General features: G+C 70.2%; 18 protein-coding genes and 1 CRISPR repeat array. Of the genes, 12 read left to right on the top strand and 6 right to left on the bottom strand.

Annotation, left to right across the window (positions count from 1 at the left end):
* Nucleotides 1-798 (bottom strand): dimethylargininase, encoded by a 798-nt coding sequence (ddaH, locus tag KBX21_RS01320; RefSeq protein ID WP_210840733.1) that lies wholly within the window; start codon nucleotides 796-798, stop codon nucleotides 1-3.
* A gap of 144 nt (nucleotides 799-942) precedes the next feature.
* Here ddaH and KBX21_RS01315 point away from each other — a divergent pair, with 144 nt between their 5' ends.
* Nucleotides 943-2,067, top strand: coding sequence for an FAD-binding oxidoreductase (locus KBX21_RS01315; RefSeq protein ID WP_049573152.1), 1,125 nt, complete (start codon nucleotides 943-945; stop codon nucleotides 2,065-2,067).
* 70 nt (nucleotides 2,068-2,137) lie between these two features.
* Here the strand turns inward: KBX21_RS01315 and bioB are convergent, their stop codons facing one another.
* Nucleotides 2,138-3,211 (bottom strand): biotin synthase BioB, encoded by a 1,074-nt coding sequence (gene bioB / locus KBX21_RS01310; RefSeq protein WP_049573147.1) that lies wholly within the window; start codon nucleotides 3,209-3,211, stop codon nucleotides 2,138-2,140.
* 97 nt (nucleotides 3,212-3,308) lie between these two features.
* On the bottom strand, nucleotides 3,309-3,788 hold the full coding sequence (locus KBX21_RS01305) for a GNAT family N-acetyltransferase (protein ID WP_049573145.1): 480 nt from the start codon (nucleotides 3,786-3,788) through the stop codon (nucleotides 3,309-3,311).
* A 180-nt stretch (nucleotides 3,789-3,968) separates the two neighbouring features.
* On the opposite strand from KBX21_RS01305, the gene KBX21_RS01300 reads away from it, so the two are divergent.
* The 7 genes from KBX21_RS01300 to KBX21_RS01270 all read left to right on the top strand — a co-directional run bounded on the left by KBX21_RS01300 (nucleotide 3,969) and on the right by KBX21_RS01270 (nucleotide 11,400).
* The gene (locus tag KBX21_RS01300) at nucleotides 3,969-4,616 is read left to right on the top strand and encodes an HNH endonuclease family protein (protein WP_049573142.1); all 648 of its coding nucleotides are present in this window, start codon (nucleotides 3,969-3,971) and stop codon (nucleotides 4,614-4,616) included.
* 409 nt (nucleotides 4,617-5,025) lie between these two features.
* On the top strand, nucleotides 5,026-5,574 hold the full coding sequence (locus KBX21_RS01295; RefSeq protein ID WP_049573132.1) for a M23 family metallopeptidase: 549 nt from the start codon (nucleotides 5,026-5,028) through the stop codon (nucleotides 5,572-5,574).
* Between the two features lie 568 nt (nucleotides 5,575-6,142).
* Complete coding sequence (locus KBX21_RS01290) at nucleotides 6,143-7,471, top strand: UDP-glucose/GDP-mannose dehydrogenase family protein (protein ID WP_049573130.1); 1,329 nt, start codon at nucleotides 6,143-6,145, stop codon at nucleotides 7,469-7,471.
* Nucleotides 7,472-7,846: 375 nt separating this feature from the next.
* Nucleotides 7,847-8,251 (top strand): NUDIX domain-containing protein, encoded by a 405-nt coding sequence (locus tag KBX21_RS01285; RefSeq protein WP_049573126.1) that lies wholly within the window; start codon nucleotides 7,847-7,849, stop codon nucleotides 8,249-8,251.
* 368 nt (nucleotides 8,252-8,619) lie between these two features.
* Nucleotides 8,620-10,038 (top strand): sugar porter family MFS transporter, encoded by a 1,419-nt coding sequence (locus KBX21_RS01280; protein WP_210840732.1) that lies wholly within the window; start codon nucleotides 8,620-8,622, stop codon nucleotides 10,036-10,038.
* A gap of 82 nt (nucleotides 10,039-10,120) precedes the next feature.
* Nucleotides 10,121-11,005, top strand: a complete 885-nt coding sequence (locus KBX21_RS01275; RefSeq protein WP_210840731.1) for a helix-turn-helix domain-containing protein — start codon at nucleotides 10,121-10,123, stop codon at nucleotides 11,003-11,005.
* The gene (locus KBX21_RS01270; RefSeq protein ID WP_049573178.1) at nucleotides 11,002-11,400 is read left to right on the top strand and encodes a VOC family protein; all 399 of its coding nucleotides are present in this window, start codon (nucleotides 11,002-11,004) and stop codon (nucleotides 11,398-11,400) included. The genes KBX21_RS01275 and KBX21_RS01270 overlap by 4 nt, the downstream gene beginning before the upstream one ends.
* A gap of 31 nt (nucleotides 11,401-11,431) precedes the next feature.
* Here KBX21_RS01270 and KBX21_RS01265 read toward each other — a convergent pair whose 3' ends face one another.
* Both KBX21_RS01265 and KBX21_RS01260 read right to left on the bottom strand, forming a co-directional pair.
* Entirely contained in the window at nucleotides 11,432-13,099 is a 1,668-nt protein-coding gene (locus tag KBX21_RS01265) for an ABC-F family ATP-binding cassette domain-containing protein (RefSeq protein WP_210840730.1), read from the bottom strand.
* Between the two features lie 289 nt (nucleotides 13,100-13,388).
* Complete coding sequence (locus tag KBX21_RS01260; protein ID WP_049573111.1) at nucleotides 13,389-13,622, bottom strand: SHOCT domain-containing protein; 234 nt, start codon at nucleotides 13,620-13,622, stop codon at nucleotides 13,389-13,391.
* 158 nt (nucleotides 13,623-13,780) lie between these two features.
* Here KBX21_RS01260 and pabB point away from each other — a divergent pair, with 158 nt between their 5' ends.
* The 4 genes from pabB to KBX21_RS01240 all read left to right on the top strand — a co-directional run bounded on the left by pabB (nucleotide 13,781) and on the right by KBX21_RS01240 (nucleotide 18,385).
* Nucleotides 13,781-15,793 carry an aminodeoxychorismate synthase component I gene (pabB, locus tag KBX21_RS01255; protein ID WP_210840729.1) on the top strand — a complete coding sequence of 671 codons (2,013 nt, stop codon included), beginning with the start codon at nucleotides 13,781-13,783 and terminating at the stop codon, nucleotides 15,791-15,793.
* A gap of 195 nt (nucleotides 15,794-15,988) precedes the next feature.
* Nucleotides 15,989-16,196: a CRISPR direct-repeat array (repeat unit 28 nt; unit sequence GGACCATCCCCGCGTGCGCGGGGAGCAC).
* A 558-nt stretch (nucleotides 16,197-16,754) separates the two neighbouring features.
* Nucleotides 16,755-16,886: a hypothetical protein gene (locus KBX21_RS27025; protein ID WP_307869124.1), complete on the top strand. Its 132-nt coding sequence runs from the start codon at nucleotides 16,755-16,757 to the stop codon at nucleotides 16,884-16,886.
* A 128-nt stretch (nucleotides 16,887-17,014) separates the two neighbouring features.
* The gene (locus KBX21_RS01245; protein ID WP_210840728.1) at nucleotides 17,015-17,710 is read left to right on the top strand and encodes a type 1 glutamine amidotransferase domain-containing protein; all 696 of its coding nucleotides are present in this window, start codon (nucleotides 17,015-17,017) and stop codon (nucleotides 17,708-17,710) included.
* 66 nt (nucleotides 17,711-17,776) lie between these two features.
* A complete protein-coding gene (locus KBX21_RS01240) occupies nucleotides 17,777-18,385 on the top strand; it encodes a DUF4291 domain-containing protein (RefSeq protein ID WP_210840727.1) in 609 nt (202 codons plus the stop codon).
* Between the two features lie 101 nt (nucleotides 18,386-18,486).
* Here KBX21_RS01240 and KBX21_RS01235 read toward each other — a convergent pair whose 3' ends face one another.
* Nucleotides 18,487-19,449: a bacteriocin fulvocin C-related protein gene (locus KBX21_RS01235; RefSeq protein WP_049573095.1), complete on the bottom strand. Its 963-nt coding sequence runs from the start codon at nucleotides 19,447-19,449 to the stop codon at nucleotides 18,487-18,489.
* Between the last annotated feature and the right edge of the window lie 452 nt (nucleotides 19,450-19,901).

Below are 19,901 nucleotides of genomic sequence, written 5' to 3'. Positions count from 1 at the left end.
TCAGGCGGACGGGGACGCGGGGCGGTCGGGGATCAGCACGCTCAGGCAGGTCACGCAGGCCTCCAACTTCTCGAACTCGGAGATGTCGACCGGCAGTACCCGCCAGTGGTCCGCGGTCAGCTGGTGGATGGTCTCGTGCGCGGCGGCACTGACCAGCACGTCACGACCGCCCAGGGGCAGCACGTGCGCGCCCGGTTCCTCGGGGGCCTGGCGGATCGGTGGCAGGCCGCTGGCATCGATCAACTCGGGCAGGCCGACCAAAGTGCCGTCCGGCAGGGCGGTCACGGCCGACTTCAGGTGCAGGGCCCGACCCAGCGCGATCCTGCGGACCTTGCGGCCCAGCAGGGCCAGATGCTGTTCGAGCTGGTCGGCGCCGTCCTCGTTGGTCCGCCCGCCGACCCCCACGTACACGGTCTCCCCGACCTGGAGGACGTCACCGCCGTCGAGGGTCCCGGGATCCTCGATCCGCACCACCCTCAACCCCAGGGCGCTGACCGTGGCCTCCACCCCCGCCACCTCGCCCCGCCGCTCCGTCGCCCCCGAACGGGTCAGGACCGCCAGATCCTCGCACACCACCAACGGGTCCTCCACGAACACCGAGTCCGGGTGCTCCGGGGCCGGATCCACCTCGTGCACCCGCCAACCGGCCGAGGCCACCGTCTCCTGGTAGATGGTGAACTGACGGGCGGCCAGCACCGGATCCACCGAGGCCCGCTCGATGTGCGTGACGATGCCGTCGGCCAGGCGAGGGCTGGGGCGACGCATCAGGGCGACCCCGAAATAGGTGTAACCGTCCATACGACCTCCAGGAAAGGAAAGGGGAAGGGGGCCGGGCTCCGTCAAGGAAAGCCGCAGCGTATCGCGACTCCCTACCCCGTTTCGCGGACCGGCACGCGGGGCGAACGGCTTGTCCGTCGGCGCGGGTGGCGGCAGGGTGGACGTATGGACGTGATCGTTGTCGGCGGCGGGGTCGTGGGGGCCAGCGCGGCCTTCCACCTGACAAAGAAGGGTGTGTCCACGGCTCTGGTGGACGCCTCCCACCTGGGACAGGCCACTGCGGCCGGGACGGGGGTGGTGTTCCCGTGGCCGTTCCCCTGGGACGCGCCACCGGTGTGGGACTTCAAGGCCCGCGCCGCCGAGCACTACCCGGGGCTCATGGCGGAGCTGGCCGAGGACGGGCAGACCACCGGATACGAGGTGGTCGGTGGGATGTCGGTGGACCGCGAGGGCGGCGACGCGGGCTTCGAGCTCCTGCGCACGCTCTCCGAGCGCCCCGAGTTCGCCACCATGGGCCGTGTGGAGCGGTTGGCGGAGGGGGAGCCCCGGCGCCACTTCCCGCTGCTGCCCGAACCCTACGCGGGCGTGCACATCGGCGGCATGGCCCGGATCGACGGGCGCCGTGTCCGGTCCGCCCTGTTCACCGCCGCGGGGGAGCGCGGACTGCACTACTACAAGGGCGACTCCAGCCTGCTGTGGAACGGCCACCGCGTCACCGGTGTACGGGTGGGCAACGAGGACCTGGAGGCGCCGATCGTGATCGTGGCGGCCGGGGCCTGGTCCGCGGGTCTGCTGTCGGTCGCCGGGGTCGAGCTGGGGGTGCACCCGGTGCGCGGTCAGATGACCCACTTCGCACTCCCGGAGCGGGACACCCGCTCCTGGCCGGTGGTGCGGTTCGGGGAATGCGACTACTACGTGAGCGCCTTCGCGCCCAACCGGGTGGTCACCGGGGGCACGACCGAGCCCGAGGCGGGGTTCGACCGCAGGGTGACCGCGGCCGGGCTCTCGCACAACCTGTCCACCGCGCTGGAACTGCTCCCGGAGCTGGCCGAGGCCAGCGTGGTCGAGACGCGTGTGGGGTTCCGTCCCGGCACCCACGACGGCCAGCAGCTGCTCGGTCCCATCGAGCGGCTGCCCGGCGTGCTGGTGGCCACGGGGTTGGGCTCCCAGGGGCTCACCTTCGGCCCGTACCAGGGTGTGGTCGCCGCCCGGCTCGCGATGGGAGAGGACCCCGGGGTGGACCTGTCCGCCTTCGTTCCCGACCGGAGCCAGACCCCCTCCGTGGACTGACCCCGGGCCGGAGCGGGGACGAGGGCCTCGGTGAGGGCGCTGCGGAGCGCGCGGCGCCCACCGGGCCCGGTCAGGCGTTGGGCGGCAGGTCGGTTCCGGCCCCCCGCTGGCGGGTCCGCAGCAGGTCGTGGCGCTCGCCCGGAAGGGTCGGCTCGCCCGCGTCCTGCACCACGAACCCGGCGTCCGCGATCATCTCCAGGTCGTCCCGGCCCGCCTGTCCCTCGCTGGTGAGGTAGTCGCCGAGGAAGATCGAGTTGGCGATGTGCAGGGCCAGGGGCTGGAGGGAGCGCAGGTGGATCTCGCGCCCGCCGGCCAGGCGCACCTCCACGTCCGGGAAGACGAAGCGGGTGGCGGCCAGCACGCGCAGGCAACGCTGCGGGGTCAGTTCCCAGGTGCCCTCCAGGGGCGTGCCGTCGAACGGCATGAGGAAGTTGACCGGGACCGAGTCCGGGGCCAGCTCACGCAGCGCGAACAGGGCGTCGACGAGGTCGTCGTCGCTCTCGCGCATGCCCGCGATCAGCCCCGAGCAGGGGGACAACCCGGCGTGCTTGGCCCGTTGGACCGTGTCGACCCGGTCGGCGAACTCGTGTGTGGTGCAGATGTCGGAGTAGCGCTCCTCCGAGGTGTTGAGGTTGTGGTTGTAGGCGTCGACCCCGGCCTCGCGGAGCCTGTCGGCCTGTCCCTCGGAGAGCAGGCCGAGGCAGGCGCACACCTCCACTCCGGGGTGTTCCTCCTTGATCCCGGCCACGGCGGGGGCAAGGCGGTCCACGTCGCGGTCGGTGGGTCCGCGCCCGCTGGCCACCAGGCACACGCGGCTGGCCCCGGCCTTCACCCCGTGCGAGACGGCCTCTCGGGTCTGGTCGGGCTTGAGCCACGTGTACTTGACGATCTCGGCCTGGGACCCGAGCCGCTGGGAGCAGTAGAAGCAGTCCTCCGGGCACAGGCCGCTCTTCATGTTGACGAGGTAGTTGAGCTTGACCCGGCGGCCGAAGTAGCGACGGCGGACCCGCGAGGCGGCGGCGACCAGGTCCATCAGGTCGTCGTCGGAGCTGTTCAACACCTTCAGGAGTTCGTCGCGGGTGGGGGTCTCACGGCGCAGGGCCTTCTCGGACAGTGCGTGGAGGCAAGCGTGGAAAGTCGTCACGGGAATGATCCTGGGGGCTGGGGGCACGTTCACGCAGTGCCGGAACCCGCCAAGAAACCGATCGAAGTCTTGTGTGCCGTGGCAGGGCCGCAGTGGCTCAACTCGGCCGGTGAGCGGTCTCGTCCGCTCCCGTCCACCGGCCCATGGGCGGCAGCGGGTCGTCCGTGACCGGAAGCGGAGTGAACCCGGCGGCGCGGAAGAACGCGAGCCTTCCCTCCACGCCCTCACCGCCCTCCGGCAGTAGGAACACCCACCTGACCCCGGCCTCGCGCGCCCTGTGCACGTACCGGTCCAGCAGGGCGCACCCGATCCCACGCCTGCGTCGCTCGGGGTCCACGACGACCGCGAGCACGTACCCGTGGGGCGGGGGAGCGGGCGCGCCGGGACCCGTGTACGCCCAGTCGAGCACGGCCTCCAACCAGCCGACGACTCGACCCTCCTCCTCCGCGACGAGGACCACCATCCCGGGAGGCAGGAGCTGCTCCGGGTAGCCCTTCGTGTCGAAATGCGGCGCGGCGCGGATCATGAGGTCACTGATCGCGGGCCCGTCGCGGCCGGTGGCGTTCCGGACGATCATCCACCCAGGGTAATGGAAGAGATCGGTTCGTCGTCCGGCAATTCACGCATGAATTCCCTGTTTGAGCTGCTTACACCGGGTTTCGCGGTCACTTGCTCCTTTCGGGGTGTCGGGTTGCCACGAACACTCCGAGGCCAGGATCATCACGTTCGGTAATTCCCATGGAAAGGTCACGTTCGCATGATCCGAAGTTCGGCAGCACTCGCCCTGCTCCCTTTCGCCGCCGCTCTTATGCTGGCACCCGCCCCCGCGTACGCCGCCCCCACCCCTCTCACTGAGGCGATCGAAGCCCTCACTGTGGCCGAGGAGTCCAGGGACGGGTACGACCGAAGCCTCTTCCCCCACTGGGTCGACGCCGACAGAAACGGCTGCAACACCCGGGCGGAGGTGCTGCTGGAGGAGGCCGTCACCGCGCCCGAGGTCGGCGAGCGGTGCCGCCTGAGCGGAGGCGAGTGGCACTCCTACTACGACGACCGCACCTTCACCGACGCCCGCGGGCTGGACATCGACCACATGGTGCCGCTGGCGGAGGCCTGGGACTCGGGTGCGTCTCAGTGGAGCACCCAGCGCCGTCAGGCCTACGCCAACGACCTGGACGAGCCCGTCGCGCTGGTCGCGGTCAGCGCGGCGTCGAACCGTTCCAAGTCCGACAAGGACCCGGCCCAGTGGCTGCCTCCGGCGGCCGACGCGCACTGCCGCTACGTCACGGAGTGGACCACGGTGAAGACGCGCTGGGGCCTGACCGTGGACGAGGCCGAACGCGCCGCCCTCGACTCCGTCGCGGAGAACTGCCCGGACGCGGTCGTTGAGACCACCCCGGCACCCTGACGCTCCTTCACGAATGACGCGGGCCCCGGAAACACCGGGGCCCGCGTCGTGTTCGGGGGCGGTTTCGGACGATGAGGGAATCGCGTTCGTGTTTCCTTCCGCGACGACGCGTGGGAGCGGTGTTCTGAGTTTCGCCAATGACCATATACAGGGGGAAGGGAGAGCCTTTCGGGTGATCCGTTCCTGGCGGAAGAGATCCGCTTTCGAGCACCCCGAAGGAGAACCCTTCGAGGTGAACCCCTGTCTCACGAGGAACCGGGTGCGCGGTCAACCGTCGCACCGTTCCGTGCACTCGCGCGAATAATGACGAACGAGATAATCCGTCTCGTTTCGTGATTGATCTCGTTCATGTGGGTATCGAGCCTCCGTAGTTCTCGCACCCCCGCTCCCGCGAGGAAAGGACCCCCCCATGAAGTTCCCCCGTTCCGGAGCGCTGTTCAGGCGTCTGAGCACGCTTGTGGCCACGGCCCTGTTGACCGTCGTACTCGTGCCGGTGAGTGCCGTGGCGAGCGAACAGGCAGTAGCCGCGGTCAACCTGCGCACGCCCTTCGACTGCGGTCAGGTCTGGACCGCCAACACCCGCACCAACCACAACCCGCAGCTGGCGGTCGACTTCCAGCGCTCGAACGCCCTGAACCAGAACGTGCGCTCCAGTGCCGCGGGCACCGTGACCACGGTCGCCGACCGGGGAAACACCAGCTACGGCAAGTACATCGTCATCGACCACGGCAGCGGCGTCACCACCCTCTACGCGCACCTCAACTCGCAGTCGGTCTCGGTGGGCACCCGGGTGAGCACCGGAACCGTCATCGGCAAGGTCGGCAGCACCGGTGGCTCGACCGGTCCGCACCTGCACTACGAGCAGCGTGTCAACGGCACCGTGGTGCGCGCGGTGCTCAACGGGGTGTCGATTCGCTACTACGGCAACACCACCATCACCAGCAGCACCGGCTGCTGACACCTCCCGGTTCACGTGCGGCGCGGGTCCCCCAGGGGCCCGCGCCGTTCGTCGGTCGGCTGCCCTGCGTCGTCGTGAGTTGACGGACCCGAACCCCGGTCGACCCCCGCCCCCGTGCGAGGAACGGCCCCGGCACTCCGACGGCGCTCCTCGTGTGGGGTCAGTCGATGGAGCCGGATCGGTCCGGATGCGGTGGCGTCGTCCAGGAGAACGTCCCGGACCCGGTGACCTCCTCGGTGGACGCGTTGCCCGGGGCCGAGTGGATATCGAGTCGTCCCGTGGTGATTTCCAGCTCGTGGAGGTCAGCGTACGGAGCCTTTGGTGGTGAACGGCAGCACGCAGTCATACGGCTCCCTTCCCCGGGCCCCGCCGAGCTGGGCGGGCTCGCCTCCGGTTTCGGCCTCTCCCGTGCGCGCCCCAGCCACGGGGTCCCGCGGACGTCGTGCGAACTGTTCCGGTGTTTCGGGGCTCGAAACCGAATGTCGGACGGCCTGATCCCGGTAGCGTCGCCAAGGCGCGCCCGCCCGACGAGCGCGCGCTTGGACACCACTCTCAGAAAGCAGCGACCATGCGCGTATCCGTGATCGGCTGTGGCCACCTCGGCGCCCCCCACGCCGCCGCGATGGCGGAACTGGGCCATGACGTCGTCGGCGTGGAACTCAACGCCGACGCGGTCAAGACTCTCAACAGCGGCCAGTCGGCCTTCTTTGAGGACCGCCTGGGCGAACTGCTGGAGCGCCACACCGCCTCGGGACGGCTGCGGTTCACCACCAGCCTCGCCGAAGCTGCCGAGTTCGCCGACCTGCACTTCGTGTGCGTGGGCACCCCCCTGCGCGAGGACCGCAGGGGATACGACGTCTCCCAGGTCCTGGGCGCCGTGCGTGCCCTGGCCAAGCTGCTCACGGGCCCGGCCACGGTCGTGGGCAAGTCCACGGTGACCGTGGGTACCGCCGCCCGCCTGGAGCGCATCCTCTCCGGACACGCGCCCGAAGCCCACCTGGCGTGGAACCCGGAGTTCCTGCGCGAGGGCCACGCCATCCACGACTCCCTCTACCCGGACCGGATCGTGGCCGGGGTGTCCTCCAAGGAGGCCGAACTGGCCGTGCGCGAGGTGTACGCGCCGATCCTGGACCGTGGCACACCCATGATCGTCACCACCCCGGCCACCGCCGAGGTTCTCAAGTCCGCCGCCAACGCGTTCCTGGCCACGAAGATCTCCTTCATCAACGCCATGAGCCAGGTCGCCGACCACACGGGCGCCGACGTCAACGCCATCGCCCACGCGCTCGGCCTGGACGAGCGGATCGGCCCCAAGGGGATGCGGCCCGGCATCGGGTTCGGTGGCGGGTGCCTGCCCAAGGACGTGGCCGCCTTCACCCACCGCATCAACGAACTTGGCGCCCACCAGGCCGCCGCGATGCTGGGTGCGGTCCAGGACGTCAACACCGCGCAGCTGCACTCCGCGCAGGCGCTGGTGGAGGCCGCCAACCAGGGTCCGGTGGACGGCGCCCGCATCGGCGTGCTCGGCGCCTCCTTCAAGGCCGGAACCTCCGACGTCCGCAGCAGTCCGGCGCTGCGGCTGGCCGGGTTGCTCCACCAGGACGGCGCGCAGGTACGCATCCACGACCCCGAGTCGGTGGCGGCCGCGCGGCGCCTGCACCCGGAGTACTCCTACGCGGCCACCGCGGCCGAGGCGGCCACCGACGCCGACCTGCTCGTCATCGGTACCGAATGGCCCCAGTTCACCCAGGACGCGGACCTGCCACGCGAACTGGCGGAGGTCGTCGCACGTCGTGTCGTGGTCGACGTGCGCAACGCCATCGACGTTCCCGTCTGGCAGGCGGCCGGTTGGCAGGTGCGCCAGCTCGGCCGCCCGACCCAACACCCCACCGCCTAGAGGTCCACGAACGGTGTGGCCCCGGGATTCCCTGTGGAGGCGTGGATGGACGGCTGGTTCGATCCAGCCACACGGGCCGGGCGAGCGGCGCGGACGCCCCACTCCGTTAGAGCGGGTCGCTGATCACCACGGACCCGGGGAGACCGACGCAGTGGCCGGGGAACCGCCGGGTACGCCGACTCCTCGGGGGATCCAGAACGGGATGTGCTCGACGACCTCGGCCGCCATCAAGCGGATCAGCCCCCGCTCAGGGTGAGCATGAGAGCGCCTTGCGGTCGACCACCGAACACGGGAGCTGACCCGTCCCCGGAACGCGGCGCAGAGCGGTCCCCTCGTTACGGTGGGGGACCGCTCTCTTGACCAGAGGAGAATCCCATGGCCGACACCGACCCTGCCGGATGCGTCGTAGTGATCACCAACGGGCGCGGCCAGGTGCTGCTCCAGCTTCGTGACGACATCGAGGGCATCTGCTGGCCCGGTCACTGGAGCCTGCCCGGCGGGCACCGGGAAGCAGGCGAGTCCTGGGAGCAGACAGCTCGCCGGGAGGTGGCCGAGGAGACGGGGATCCTCCTCGACCTCGTGAGCGAGGTGAGCGTGGACGAACACCCCGGCGGGCAGGACAGGGTGTTCCACGCGGACTGGGACGGTCCCGAGCGGGACCTGGTGCTGGGGGAGGGGCAGGCCCTGCGGTTCTGCGATCCTGACCGTCTTCCCGCGCCGGTCCCCCCACACATCGCGCACTTCATCCGGCAAACCGCCGAATCGAAGCGCACCGTGTGACCAGGGACTGCTGGCCGGGTCACTGATCCCGGGCGCGGCTGGCGGGGGGAGCGAAGCGGCCCCGCCCGCTGCTGGATCCCGCGCTGCCGCCTGACCCCCTCCTCCAGCACCGAGTCGGGAGTCGACCACTTGGCGTGTATGGCCTCTCGCCGCCCGCCGGATCGGGCCCCGGACGTTCACATCGGCTTGCTCCGGTCCGGGCTCGGATGGGAGAAACGTGGGAGAGGCAGTAGTTGGCGAGGTGCCTCCAACCGCGGTCCGGTGCGTTCCCGGTTCGCGTTGCGCTCCGGGACCGGAGGGCGCTGATCTGTCACTGTGGAGCACGGGCGCACTACCCATGTACGCCTGTGAACTGGGAAGAGGCAGATGTGAGCGATACCGGAGCATCTCCGGCGGGGGCCGGTGACGCGAACCTGGCCCACGTGACCATGATCGCGTCCGCGGCCGCGATGGGTGGCTTCTTGTTTGGTTACGACAGCGCCGTGATCAACGGTGCGGTCGACGCCATCCAGCAGCGGTTCGAGGTGGGACCCGGGATCCTGGGATTCACCGTCGCCTCCGCGCTGCTGGGCTGTGTGGTGGGCGCGGCGGCGGCGGGCAACCTCGCCGACCGGCTCGGCCGCATCCGGGCCATGCAGATCGCCGGTGTGCTCTTCGCGGTGAGCGCCATCGGTTCGGCCCTGCCGTTCTCCATCTGGGACCTGACCTTCTGGCGGATCATCGGCGGCGTGGCGATCGGTATGGCCTCGGTGATCGCGCCGACCTACATCGCCGAGGTCTCGCCCGCCGCCTACCGGGGCCGCCTGGCCTCCCTGCAACAGCTCGCCATCGTGCTGGGAATCGCCTGTTCCCAGTTGGTGAACTACGCGATCGCCCAGGAGGCGAACGGCAGCGCGCACAACATGCTCGGGCCGGTCCAGGCGTGGCAGTGGATGCTGGCCGTGGAGGCGTTGCCCGCGCTGGTCTACCTCGGGTTGAGCCTGGTCATCCCCGAGTCGCCCCGATATCTGGTGCGGGTGGGGCGCGTGGACCGGGCCCGGACCATCCTGAGCGAGGTCGAGGGCGGCGGTACCGCCCGGATCGACCGGCGGCTCGGGGAGATCAAGGAGGCCCTGGGGTCGGAGGTACGCCCCAGCCTGCGTGACCTCACCGGGAAGTACGGCCTGCTGCCCATCGTGTGGATCGGTATGGCGGTCTCCGCCTTCCAACAGCTGGTGGGCATCAACGTCATCTTCTACTACTCCAGCTCCCTGTGGCAGTCGGTGGGTGTGGCCGAGACCGACTCGCTGCTGCTGAGCCTGTTCACCTCCCTGGTGAACATCGTGGGCACGGTGATCGCGATCATGCTGGTGGACCGGGTGGGGCGCAAGCCGCTGCTGCTGGCGGGGTCGGCGGGCATGACCGTGGCACTGGGCCTGGCCGCCTTCGCGTTCAGCCACGCCACCGGATCCGGCGAAGAGGTCACGCTCCCCTTCATGTGGGGCGTGGTGGCGTTGGTCGCGGCCAGTTCGTTCGTGCTGTTCTTCGCCCTGTCGTGGGGCGCGGTCGTGTGGGTGCTGCTGGGAGAGATGTTCCCGCTGCGGATCCGCGCCGCCGCCATGGGCGTGGCCACCGCCACCCAGTGGCTGGCCAACTGGCTGATCACCGTGAGCTTCCCGAGCCTGCGGGACTGGAGCCTGCCCGGCTCCTACACGATCTACGCGGCCTTCGCCCTGCTGTCCTTCTTCTTCGTGCTCAAGTTCGTGCAGGAGACCAAGGGCAAGACCCTGGAGGAGATGCGGGGTTAGCCCTTGTCTCACCCTCCAGAGGCCTTCAACTTCGGCCTCTGGGGGCAGATGGGGGGGCACGGATGGGAGCTAGGCTGGAAGCGTGGACGGCAGGGAACGGGGCCACACCTGGGACTTCGCGGTGGCGGCCCCCGGCAGCGCTCCTGGGGTGGCCGCGATGGTCGGCTACCGCAACCGTGACGCGCCCGACTCCGTCCACCTCGGTCTGCCGTCGGCGACCCTGACCCTCATCCTCAGCCTGGACGACGGGGTCGAGGCCGCTGACACCCCGGACCGGTTGGCCGACGCCCGCCCCAGCCCGGTGCTGTTGGGCGGACTCCACATCCGGGCGACCCACGTGAACCAGCGGCCGGGGCAGTCCGGGGTCCAGGTCTCGGTGCACCCCCTCGCCTCCCGTGCGCTCTTCGGCGTACCGGGGTCGGAACTGGCTGTGGGCGACTCCGACGGGTTCGACGCCTCGGAGATGCTGGGACGTCCCGCCACCGAGGTCCACGAGCGGCTGACCGAGGCACCCGGGTGGGACGCGTCGTTCACGCTGGTCCGTCACTACCTCGTGGCACGCCACCGCGACCTGGGCGCGGTGGCGCCGAGGAGTGAGGTCGTGCACGCCTGGGAGCTGCTGGCCCGCAGCCGCGGACGATTCCCCGTTGCCGAGCTCGCTCGCGAGGTGGGCGTGAGCGCGCGCCACCTTGGCACTCTTTTCCACCGCGAGGTTGGGCGGTCACCCAAGACGGTGGCGACCCTGATGCGCTTCGAGTACGCACGCACCCTGATCACCCAGGACGTTCGCCTGCACGGCCGGGTCCGGCTCGCCGAGGTGGCCATCGAAGCCGGGTACAGCGACCAGGCCCACCTGAACAGGGAGTTCGTGCGCTTCACCGGGCTCTCCCCGGGGTCCTGGCTGGTCAGGGAGTTCCGAAACATCCAAGACGTGGCCCGCGCCCCACACGAAGAATGGACACCATGAGCAACACGAATCCCACCGTCTGGAGCACGCTCCAGGCCGTGGACGCACCCAGACTGATCGACTACTACGTCGAGACCTTCGGCTTCGTGCTCGCGGCGCGTCACGACGACGGCGACACCGTGGCCCATGCCGAACTGCTGTGGCCCGAGGGCAGCGGCGGTCTCATGCTCGGCACCCACAAGCCCGGAGGCGAGTGGTCACGCCAGCCCGGGACGGCGGGGACCTACGTGGTCACCACCGACCCGGACGCCCTGTACGAGCGGGTGACCGCCCGGGGCGCGGACGTCACCCGCCCCCTCGCGGACACCGACTACGGCTCCCGTGAGTTCGGGGTGCGCGACCCGGAGGGCAACCTCTGGTCGTTCGGCACCTACCCCGGCGCGTCCGCCCCCTGAGGAGCTGACCCCGCCGGAGCCGCCGAGGGGGTCACCGTTCGTCCGGTGCGCCGATGAACAGCTCGCGCACCTCCTCGGCGGTGGTCTCCCGCAGCTCCTCGTCGAGCAGCAGCCAGCGGGTGATCCCGATGGACTCCAGGAAACGCAGGTCGTGGCTGGCGACCAGCAACGCCCCCTGGTAGGCCTCCAGGGCGTTGGTCAACTGCCGCACGCTGGACAGGTCCAGGTTGTTGGTGGGCTCGTCCAGCATCAACAACTGCGGGGCCGGGGAGGCCAGCATGGTCGCCGCCAGGGCGGCCCGGAAGCGTTCGCCGCCGGACAGCGTCCCCGCGACCTGCGCGGCCCGGTTCCCCTTGAACAGGAACCGTGCCAGCTGGGCGCGGATGTGCTGGGCGCTGACGCCCGGAGCGGCGTCGGAGACGTTCTCCGCGACGCTCAGGGAATCGTCCAGCACGTCCAGCCGCTGTGGCAGGAACCGTACGGGCACGGACACGTCGACCTCGCCCTCCACGGGGCTCTCCTGCCCGGCCACGGCGCGCAACAGCGTGGTCTTGCCCGCTCCGTTGCGTCCCACCAGGGCGATCCGCTCCGGTCCGCGTACCAGTAGGTCGCCCGAGACCAGACGGCCGAACCGGGGGCGCACCCCGCGCAGACTGAGCACGTCACGGCCGTTGGGAACCTCGGTGTGGGGCAGCTCCACCCGGATCTCCGCGTCGTCACGCACCGCGTCGGCCGCCTCTTCGCGGCGTTCGCGCGCCTCGTCGAGCCGATCCTCGTGGGTGCCCCGGAGCTTGCCCGCGGACTCCTGGGCGGCCCGCTTGAGCGCGCCCTGGACGATCTTCGGGATTCCTCCGTCGATGGCCGCCTTCTTGGCGGTGCGCTGGCGTCGGGCCAGTTTGACCTGGGTCTCCTCCAGTTCCCTTTTCTGTCGGCGCACGTCGGCGTCGGCCGCGCGCAGGGTCCGTTCGGCCGCCTCCTGCTGCACGGCCAGCGCCTCCTGGTAGGCGGTCCAGCCGCCGCCGTAGACAGTCACCGAGCCGGTTCGCAGCTCCGCGATCCGGTCCACCCGTTCCAGGAGTTCCAGGTCGTGGCTGACCACCACCAGGGAGCCCGACCGCCAGGTCTCCACCGTCTCGTAGAGTCGGCGGCGTGCGACGAGGTCCAGGTTGTTGGTGGGTTCGTCGAGCAGGAGCACGTCGGGGCGCTCCAGCAGGACCGTGGCCAGGCGAAGCAGGACGGTCTCGCCGCCGGAGAGCTGGCCGACGCTGCGGTCCAGGCCGATCCCGCCCAGCCCCAGCGAACCCAGGGTCGCCAGGGTGCGCTCCTCGATGTCCCAGTCGTCACCGACCGTCTCGAAGTGCTGTTCGGAGGCGTCTCCTGCCTCGATGGCGTGCAGGGCGGCGCGTTTGTCGGCGATGCCCATCGCCTGGTCGACCCGCGTGCCGGTGTCGAGCGTGACGTTCTGCGGCAGGTAGGCCAGGCTCCCGCCGACGGTCACCGAACCCCGTGCGGGACGCAGTTGACCGGCCAGGAGCCGTAGCAGGGTGGACTTGCCAGCGCCGTTGGTGCCGACCAGTCCGGTGCGGCCCCGGCCGAGGGTGAGGGACAGTCCGTCGAACACGACGGTGCCGTCCTTCCACTGGAAGGCCAGGTCAGAACAGGCGACGGCGGCACTCGTGGTGGTGCTGGTCTTGGACATGGGTGTTCTCGCAGTCAGAAGCGGTGTGGAAAGGGCTTCGTGTGCGAGCACCACGCGGCGTTGCGCCGTGAGGGAAGGCGAGGGGGTCCTGGTCGAGTCAGGGACGGCTCCTACACCGAGGTTCCATGCACGCGTCGGACAGCCGGAGACCGGCGCCGTACCGCGTGATGATCGCGAACCTCAGATGCGCAACGTCCACCTCGATCGTAGACAACAGGACGAGGAGAACTGTACCCACTCCGCCCCGAGTGTCAATCAGCCAGCGCGTGTGACGTGAGTCTCCGAGGGCTCAGAACTCCTCGAGGTCGATCTTGCGCTGGAGGTACTCCTCGCGGCTGATCTCACCTCGGGCGTAGCGCAGGCGCAGCTCCTGGGTGGCGGCGTCCGTGGCCGGGGGAGGAGCGATCGACGGCCCGGTGCGGCGCCGCGTGAGCAGCTGGCCGACCTCGGTGACGGTGAGCACGAAGAAGAAGGCCAGGCCCAGCACGACCACGATCGCGACCACGGCGACGAAGACGTTCACGGCGTCCCTACCTTCGACAGTGAGCGGACCGGCGTGCCCGCGGTTCCTCCTGTCTACAGCCTGCCCGGTCCCATCACCAGGGCTGGCGATCCTTGAACCACCCAGAAAGGCGTAATCTGGGACATCGCGATCCAACAGCCGGTCCCAGAAAGGGCGGGATGCGCGTTCTCCTCGTGGACAACCACGACTCCTACACGTACAACCTGTTCCAGCTCCTCGCCGAGGTGCTCGGCACGGAGCCCCTGGTTCTGACCAACGACGACCCCCGCTGGGCCGAGTTCGACCCCGCCACCGTGGACGCGGTCGTGGTGTCACCGGGACCGGGCCGCCCGCAGAACGCCCGCGACCTGGGACACGTCACGGAACTCCTCGCGCACACGGACCTGCCGGTCCTCGGGGTGTGCCTGGGGCACCAGGCCATCGCGCACCTGGCCGGAGCCGAGGTGAACGCGGCGCCCCAGCCCCGCCACGGACACCTGACCCGGGTCCAGCACGACGGCACCGGGCTCTTCTCAGGGGTGCCGCAGGACTTCACCGCCGTGCGCTACCACTCCCTCGCCGTGTCCGAGCCCCTGCCCGGGAACCTCGTGGCCACCGCCTGGGCCGAGGACGGCGTGGTCATGGGGCTGAGCCACCGCGACCTGCCGCGCTGGGGCGTGCAGTTCCACCCCGAGTCCATCGCCAGCGAGCACGGAGCCGACCTGGTCGCCAACTTCCTGGCGCTGGCCCGCGACCACCAAGGAGCGTCCTCCGCTCACAACGCCCAGGGGCCGACCACCAGGAACGACACCGAGAGCGGGCCCTCGATCCGCTCCGAGTCGCTCCCCTACGCGGTGGACACCGAGCGCGCCTTCGCCCACCTGTACGGCGACTCCGAACACGCCTTCTGGCTGGACAGCTCCCGCCCCGATGGGCCCGCCCGTTTCTCCTTCCTCGGAGACGCCTCCGAGGTCCTCACCTACGACGTCGGCGACACGGGCGTGTGTGTGCACACCACCGACAGGACCCGTGAGGAGCCCGGTGACGTGTTCGGGGCACTGGAACGGCGCACCCGCCACACACCCCGCCCGACCGGACTGCCGTTCGGGTTCACCGGCGGCTACGTGGGCTACTTCGGCTACGAACTCAAGGCCGACTGCGGGGCCGCCCAGGCCCACACGGCCGACACCCCGGACGCCGTGTGGATGCGCTGCGACCGCTTCGTCGCCGTCGACCACCATGAGGGCCGCACCCATGTGGTCTGCGCGGACGATGAGCCAGACGCGGACGAGTGGGTCCGGAACACGCTCGCGGCCCTGGGCGACCTCCCCACGTTGCCCGAGCCCGCGCCCTCGCTCACGCCAGTTGACCTGGCCTCGCTCCTGGAACAGTCCCGCGACGCCTACGTGGACGACGTCAAGACGTGTCTGGGCCACCTGACCGACGGCGAGAGCTACGAGATCTGCCTGACCAACCGGGTCCGTCTGCCCGACCTCGGCGACGGTGGCGACCTGGACTTCTACCGCCGCCTGCGTGCCGCAAGCCCCGCCCCCTACGCCGCGTTCCTCCGGGCCCGGGGAGTGACCGTGCTCAGCGCCTCACCCGAGCGCTTCCTGCGCGTGGATGCGGAGCGTGTTGCCGAGAGCCGCCCTATCAAGGGCACCGCGCCCCGCCACGCCGATCCGGCAACGGACGCCCGCATCGCCTCCGAGCTGCGCACCGGCGCCAAGACCCGCGCCGAGAACCTCATGATCGTGGACCTGCTCCGCAACGACCTCGGCCGAGTGTGTGAGGTCGGCAGCGTGGAGGTGCCCGCCTTCATGTACACGGAGTCGTACGCGACCGTGCACCAGCTGGTCTCGACCATCCGAGGACGGCTGCGCCCGGAGGTGTCGACGCTGGAGGCGGTCCGCGCCTGCTTCCCGGGCGGTTCGATGACCGGTGCGCCGAAGCTGCGCACAATGGAGCTCATCGACCGGCTGGAGTCCTCAGCCAGAGGTGTGTACTCCGGGGCGCTGGGCTACGTCTCGTACACCGGCGAGGCGGACCTCAGCATCGTCATCCGCACGGCCGTGCACGCCAACGGTGGGGTCACCGTGGGCGCTGGCGGGGCGATCGTGCTGGACTCCGACCCCGAGGACGAGTACGAGGAGATACTCCTCAAAGCCGAGGTCCCAGCCCGAGGCCGGTAGGAGCGCGCTCCGTTCGAGCGAGTGTCCTTGCCTCGTTGCGTCAGGGATCAGTCGCAGTGGTCGTCGTGGGTTTCCTTCGGCCCGTCGTCAGCGGGCTCGGGCTCGGGTGGGTCCGGGTCTTCGTAGGGGCGACACCCACGCCCGTGACCGGATCAGGACACCCCTGCGCCGCAGGCGGTCACCCCGGCCTGATGCGGCCCATCCTCGCGTGCGGGGAACACTTCCATCTGGAGTGGATCTGGAGTGAGCGACTGGACCATCCCCGCGTGCGCGGGGAGCACTTGATCAGGCCACGAATGATGTTCTTCCCCGCGGGACCATCCCCGCGTGCGCGGGGAGCACGAATACGTGGCACCTGCTCCCGACGTGAATCCGGGACCATCCCCGCGTGCGCGGGGAGCACCCTTTTTCACGTGCGAACTTACCGGCGGCAAGGGCCTGTTTTTGTAAGTTCTCCAGAAACAGACAAATCCGGCGCAGCCTTTCCAGTTCTCCCGCCTCATTGTCCTCCATGACCAGGACGATCTTCCCCGTGGTCCGGCCGGTCTCGCCCAGCGAGTGGGCTTCGCGGCCTCGGACAGCGGGACGTCGCCTCCACGTGCGCCTTCAGGACTCCCTCGTCCACAAGTCCGGCGATCGCTTCCACTCCGGCGTGGTCGTCCTCGTCCAGCATCGCCACCGCTCGGATGTCGCGTTGGTGAGGCCCACTCGACCACCTCTCCGGAAAGGGGTAGCAGGCACCTGGTCCGCTCCGACCACGGGCAGCGAGCTCGCGAACCGGGTGGCGCGAACCTGGCGCGACGGCGGCCAGGCCCCCTGTCTGACCTGGCCGAACACGCACACATGAGCCTGAGGACCTTCATCCGCAGGTCAACGAGGAGGTCGGGACGAGCCCGGGTCGGGGGTTGATCCACCAGAGGGTCCTGGGGGCGCGTCACCTGTTGGAGACCACGTACCCCCGGTGGACGAGGTCGCGGGACGGGTCGGGTTCGCCACCGGCACCTCCCTGCGCCAGCACCTGCGGGTCGCGATCGGGGTGTCCCCACTCACCTACCGGCGCACCTTCCGGGGCCCGGAGGTGGCTGTTTCCTGAGGTCAGCGGCGCGGGGAGCCGGACGAACCCCGACTGCGGACACAGGGTGTTCCGGTGGAACATGATTGCCCTGGCCACTAGTGTCGGCGGCACCATCCAGGCGGAACTCAGCTGCGGAGTGATCCAGTATGTCCACGATCCTGTTCCTGATGACCGGCGCCGACCACTGGACTCTGGCGGACGGCACCCGGCACCCCACCGGTTTCTGGGCGGAGGAGGCCGTCGCCCCCTACGAGGCGTTCAGGGACGCCGGACACGAGATCGTCGTCGCGACTCCCGGCGGGGTCGTGCCTCCCGTTGACCGGGGCAGCCTGGAGGCGGGCGCCAACGGCGGCCAGGAGAACGCCGACCGGGTCTCCGCCCTTTTGGACTCCTTCACCGAACTCCACTCGCCGCTCAGTCTGGAGGAGGTCGACCTCGGCGACTACGACGCGGTGTACCTGCCCGGAGGGCACGGTCCCATGGAGGACCTGGCGGTGGACACCGTCTCCGGTGACCTGCTCACCACCGCTCTGGAGACGGGCAAGCTGCTCGGGGTGGTCTGCCATGCCCCCGCGGCGATGCTGGCCGCCGAGCGACCGGACGGGGCGAACCCGTTCGCCGGTTACCAGGTGAGCGCGTTCACCAACACGGAGGAGACCCAGGCGGGGCTCGCTGACAAGGCCGCGTGGCTGCTCCAGGACCGCCTGGTGGAGGCCGGGGTGGACTTCCAGGAGGGCGAGCCCTGGGCCCCCAAGGTCGTGGTGGACCGCAACCTGGTCACCGGCCAGAACCCCGCGTCCTCCGCCCCGCTGGCCCAGGAGATGCTCAGGCTGATGGGCTGAGGCCCCCGCGCTGGCCAGCGGAAAACCGGTTGCCGCGCCCGCTGGTCAGCGCCACTGTGGTCTCCCATGAGCATTCCCCCGTTCCAGATCAGGGCCAGGTACACCGACACGACGGTCACCGTCTACCAGGCCTACGCCCCCGCGATCGGCGTCCCCGCCGCGCGTGAGGGCCGCTTCCCGGCGTCGTGGAAGCGGGAGCGGATGACCTGGATCAAGCCGTCGATCCTCTGGATGATGTACCGCTGCGGGTGGGGGCGGAAGGCGAACCAGGAGACGGTGCTGGCGGTGGAGATCACCCGCGAGGGGTTCGAGTGGGCCCTGCGCCGCTCCGCCCTGTCGCACTACAGGCCCGGTCTGCACTCCGACCGTGACGCCTGGAAACGGGAACTGCGCACGGCCCCGGCGCGTGTCCAGTGGGATCCCGAACGCGATCTTCGCATGAACCCGCTCGCGTACCGCTCCCTCCAGCTGGGGCTGTCCGGCGAGGCGTCCCGCCGCTACGCGGACGAGTGGACGGTGTCGATCACCGACGTCACACCCCTGGCCCACGAGCTGCGCGAGCTGGTGAGCCGAGGTGAGCTGGACACGGCCGCCGCGCTGCTGCCGCGGGAACGCCCGTATCCGATCGCGGACCGGGCCATCGCACACCTGCGACCAGCCCAGAGCCGGATCTAGCCGTGCCCTCGACCCCTTGACGGGGCGGGACGTCCGGCGTCCTGCGGGTGGGCGGGCGTTCACGAGAGACAGGTCTTCCGGAGGCACCGTGCCTTAGGGGGCTAACCGGCCGGTTCGGCGCGGGCTCGCATACCGTCGCGCGTGTACATCCAGGCGGTCCCGCAGGTGAAGGGGACCTCGGTACAGCCCTTGGACAGACAGGGTTCCCAGGCTCCGCAGCGCTCCGTCCTCGTGGTGGCACCACCGCGCGGGTCGGGTTCGTCGGGGCCCAGGGTCGCCAGCAGTGCGTGGGCCTCCTCCGTCCCGAACGCGGAGACGGCCAGCCCCCGCAGCTCGCGTTCCCTGACCGGGTCGAGGCCGTCGCGGAACACCAGCACATCGGACAGCGTGCGCCGGGCCATGTGCACCACCTCGCGCTGCGCCGCGCTGAGATGGGGGTGGGCGCGTTCGTAGCGCCGCAGGTGCTCCAGCCACAGGTCACGGCGGGCGCGGGGAGGGAGCTCGGCGAAGACGAGGCGGCGGTGAACCAGAGGGTGCGTGGTGAACGCGTCGTAGTCCCTGGGGAGGCGGTCACGGTTGGCCTCCACCCACTCGCGGGCCAGACCGTGGTCGGAACGGGCCAGTGCCGGGGTACGGCCCGCCAGCGCGAGGGTCATGATGACGAACCAGCCCGCGCGCAGCCTCTGCAACCGGGGCCGCACCGAGGCTCCGGGGGAGGACACCCGGGATCGCTCCCAGGGGGCGCGGCGGCGTTGGCGGCTGAGTTCGCCCAGGGCCTCGACGACCCGCAGAGCGGCCTGCGCGCCCAGGCCCCGCAGGAGCGGCCGGACCATGGAGACCCCGCTCCAGCAGCGGACCTCGGTTCCTCGGTGCCGGACCAGCGTGGGGACCCAGGGGGCGTTGGGCCCCCACTGACGGACCCGCCACTCGCGCACCTCCGGGTGGGTGAGCGGAAGTGTCTCCAGCCGACCACCCGACACGGACTCCACCGTCGTGGAGATGTCCGCGCACCTGTCACACGAGGAGTCGAAGGCCAACACGTACCGAACCCGAATGTCCCTCATGATCTCCCTTCCCCCGCTGCCGCATCCCAGTGTCAAGGGGAGTTCTTCGCCGTGGGTCAGGTTTTCGGAACTTGGTACCTCCAATCGGTGGTCCACGAGGGCAATATCGGCGCGAACACGGATGAAACCGCGTTCGCGCCGCTGATCGGCGCTCTTTTTGGTGGTCACTTGGGTGATGTATCGGGCTGGCCGGGGGACCCGGAACCACGCGGTGTTCCCCGAGGTCAGGTGCGTTCTCCGGGGCAGGAGCCGAAAGGAGCAGGAACAGCGGCACTCGGAGACGACGCGCGAACTCGTCGGTGTCACCACCGAACCGTTCCCGCTCCGGGGCGCACTCGCGGAGCGCCGTTGGTGGGCGCCCCGCGTGGGCGGCCACGAAAACGCGGTGGATCCGCTCGGCGGCCCCTGCTCTCCTCGGCAACGGAGTGGAGGCACCGAGACGAACGACGCAC

This window comes from Nocardiopsis sp. B62 (assembly GCF_018070675.1).
GTDB lineage: Bacteria > Actinomycetota > Actinomycetes > Streptosporangiales > Streptosporangiaceae > Nocardiopsis > Nocardiopsis prasina.
Note: the sequence above shows the minus strand (reverse complement) of the source record. Positions and strands in the feature narration are given on the sequence as shown.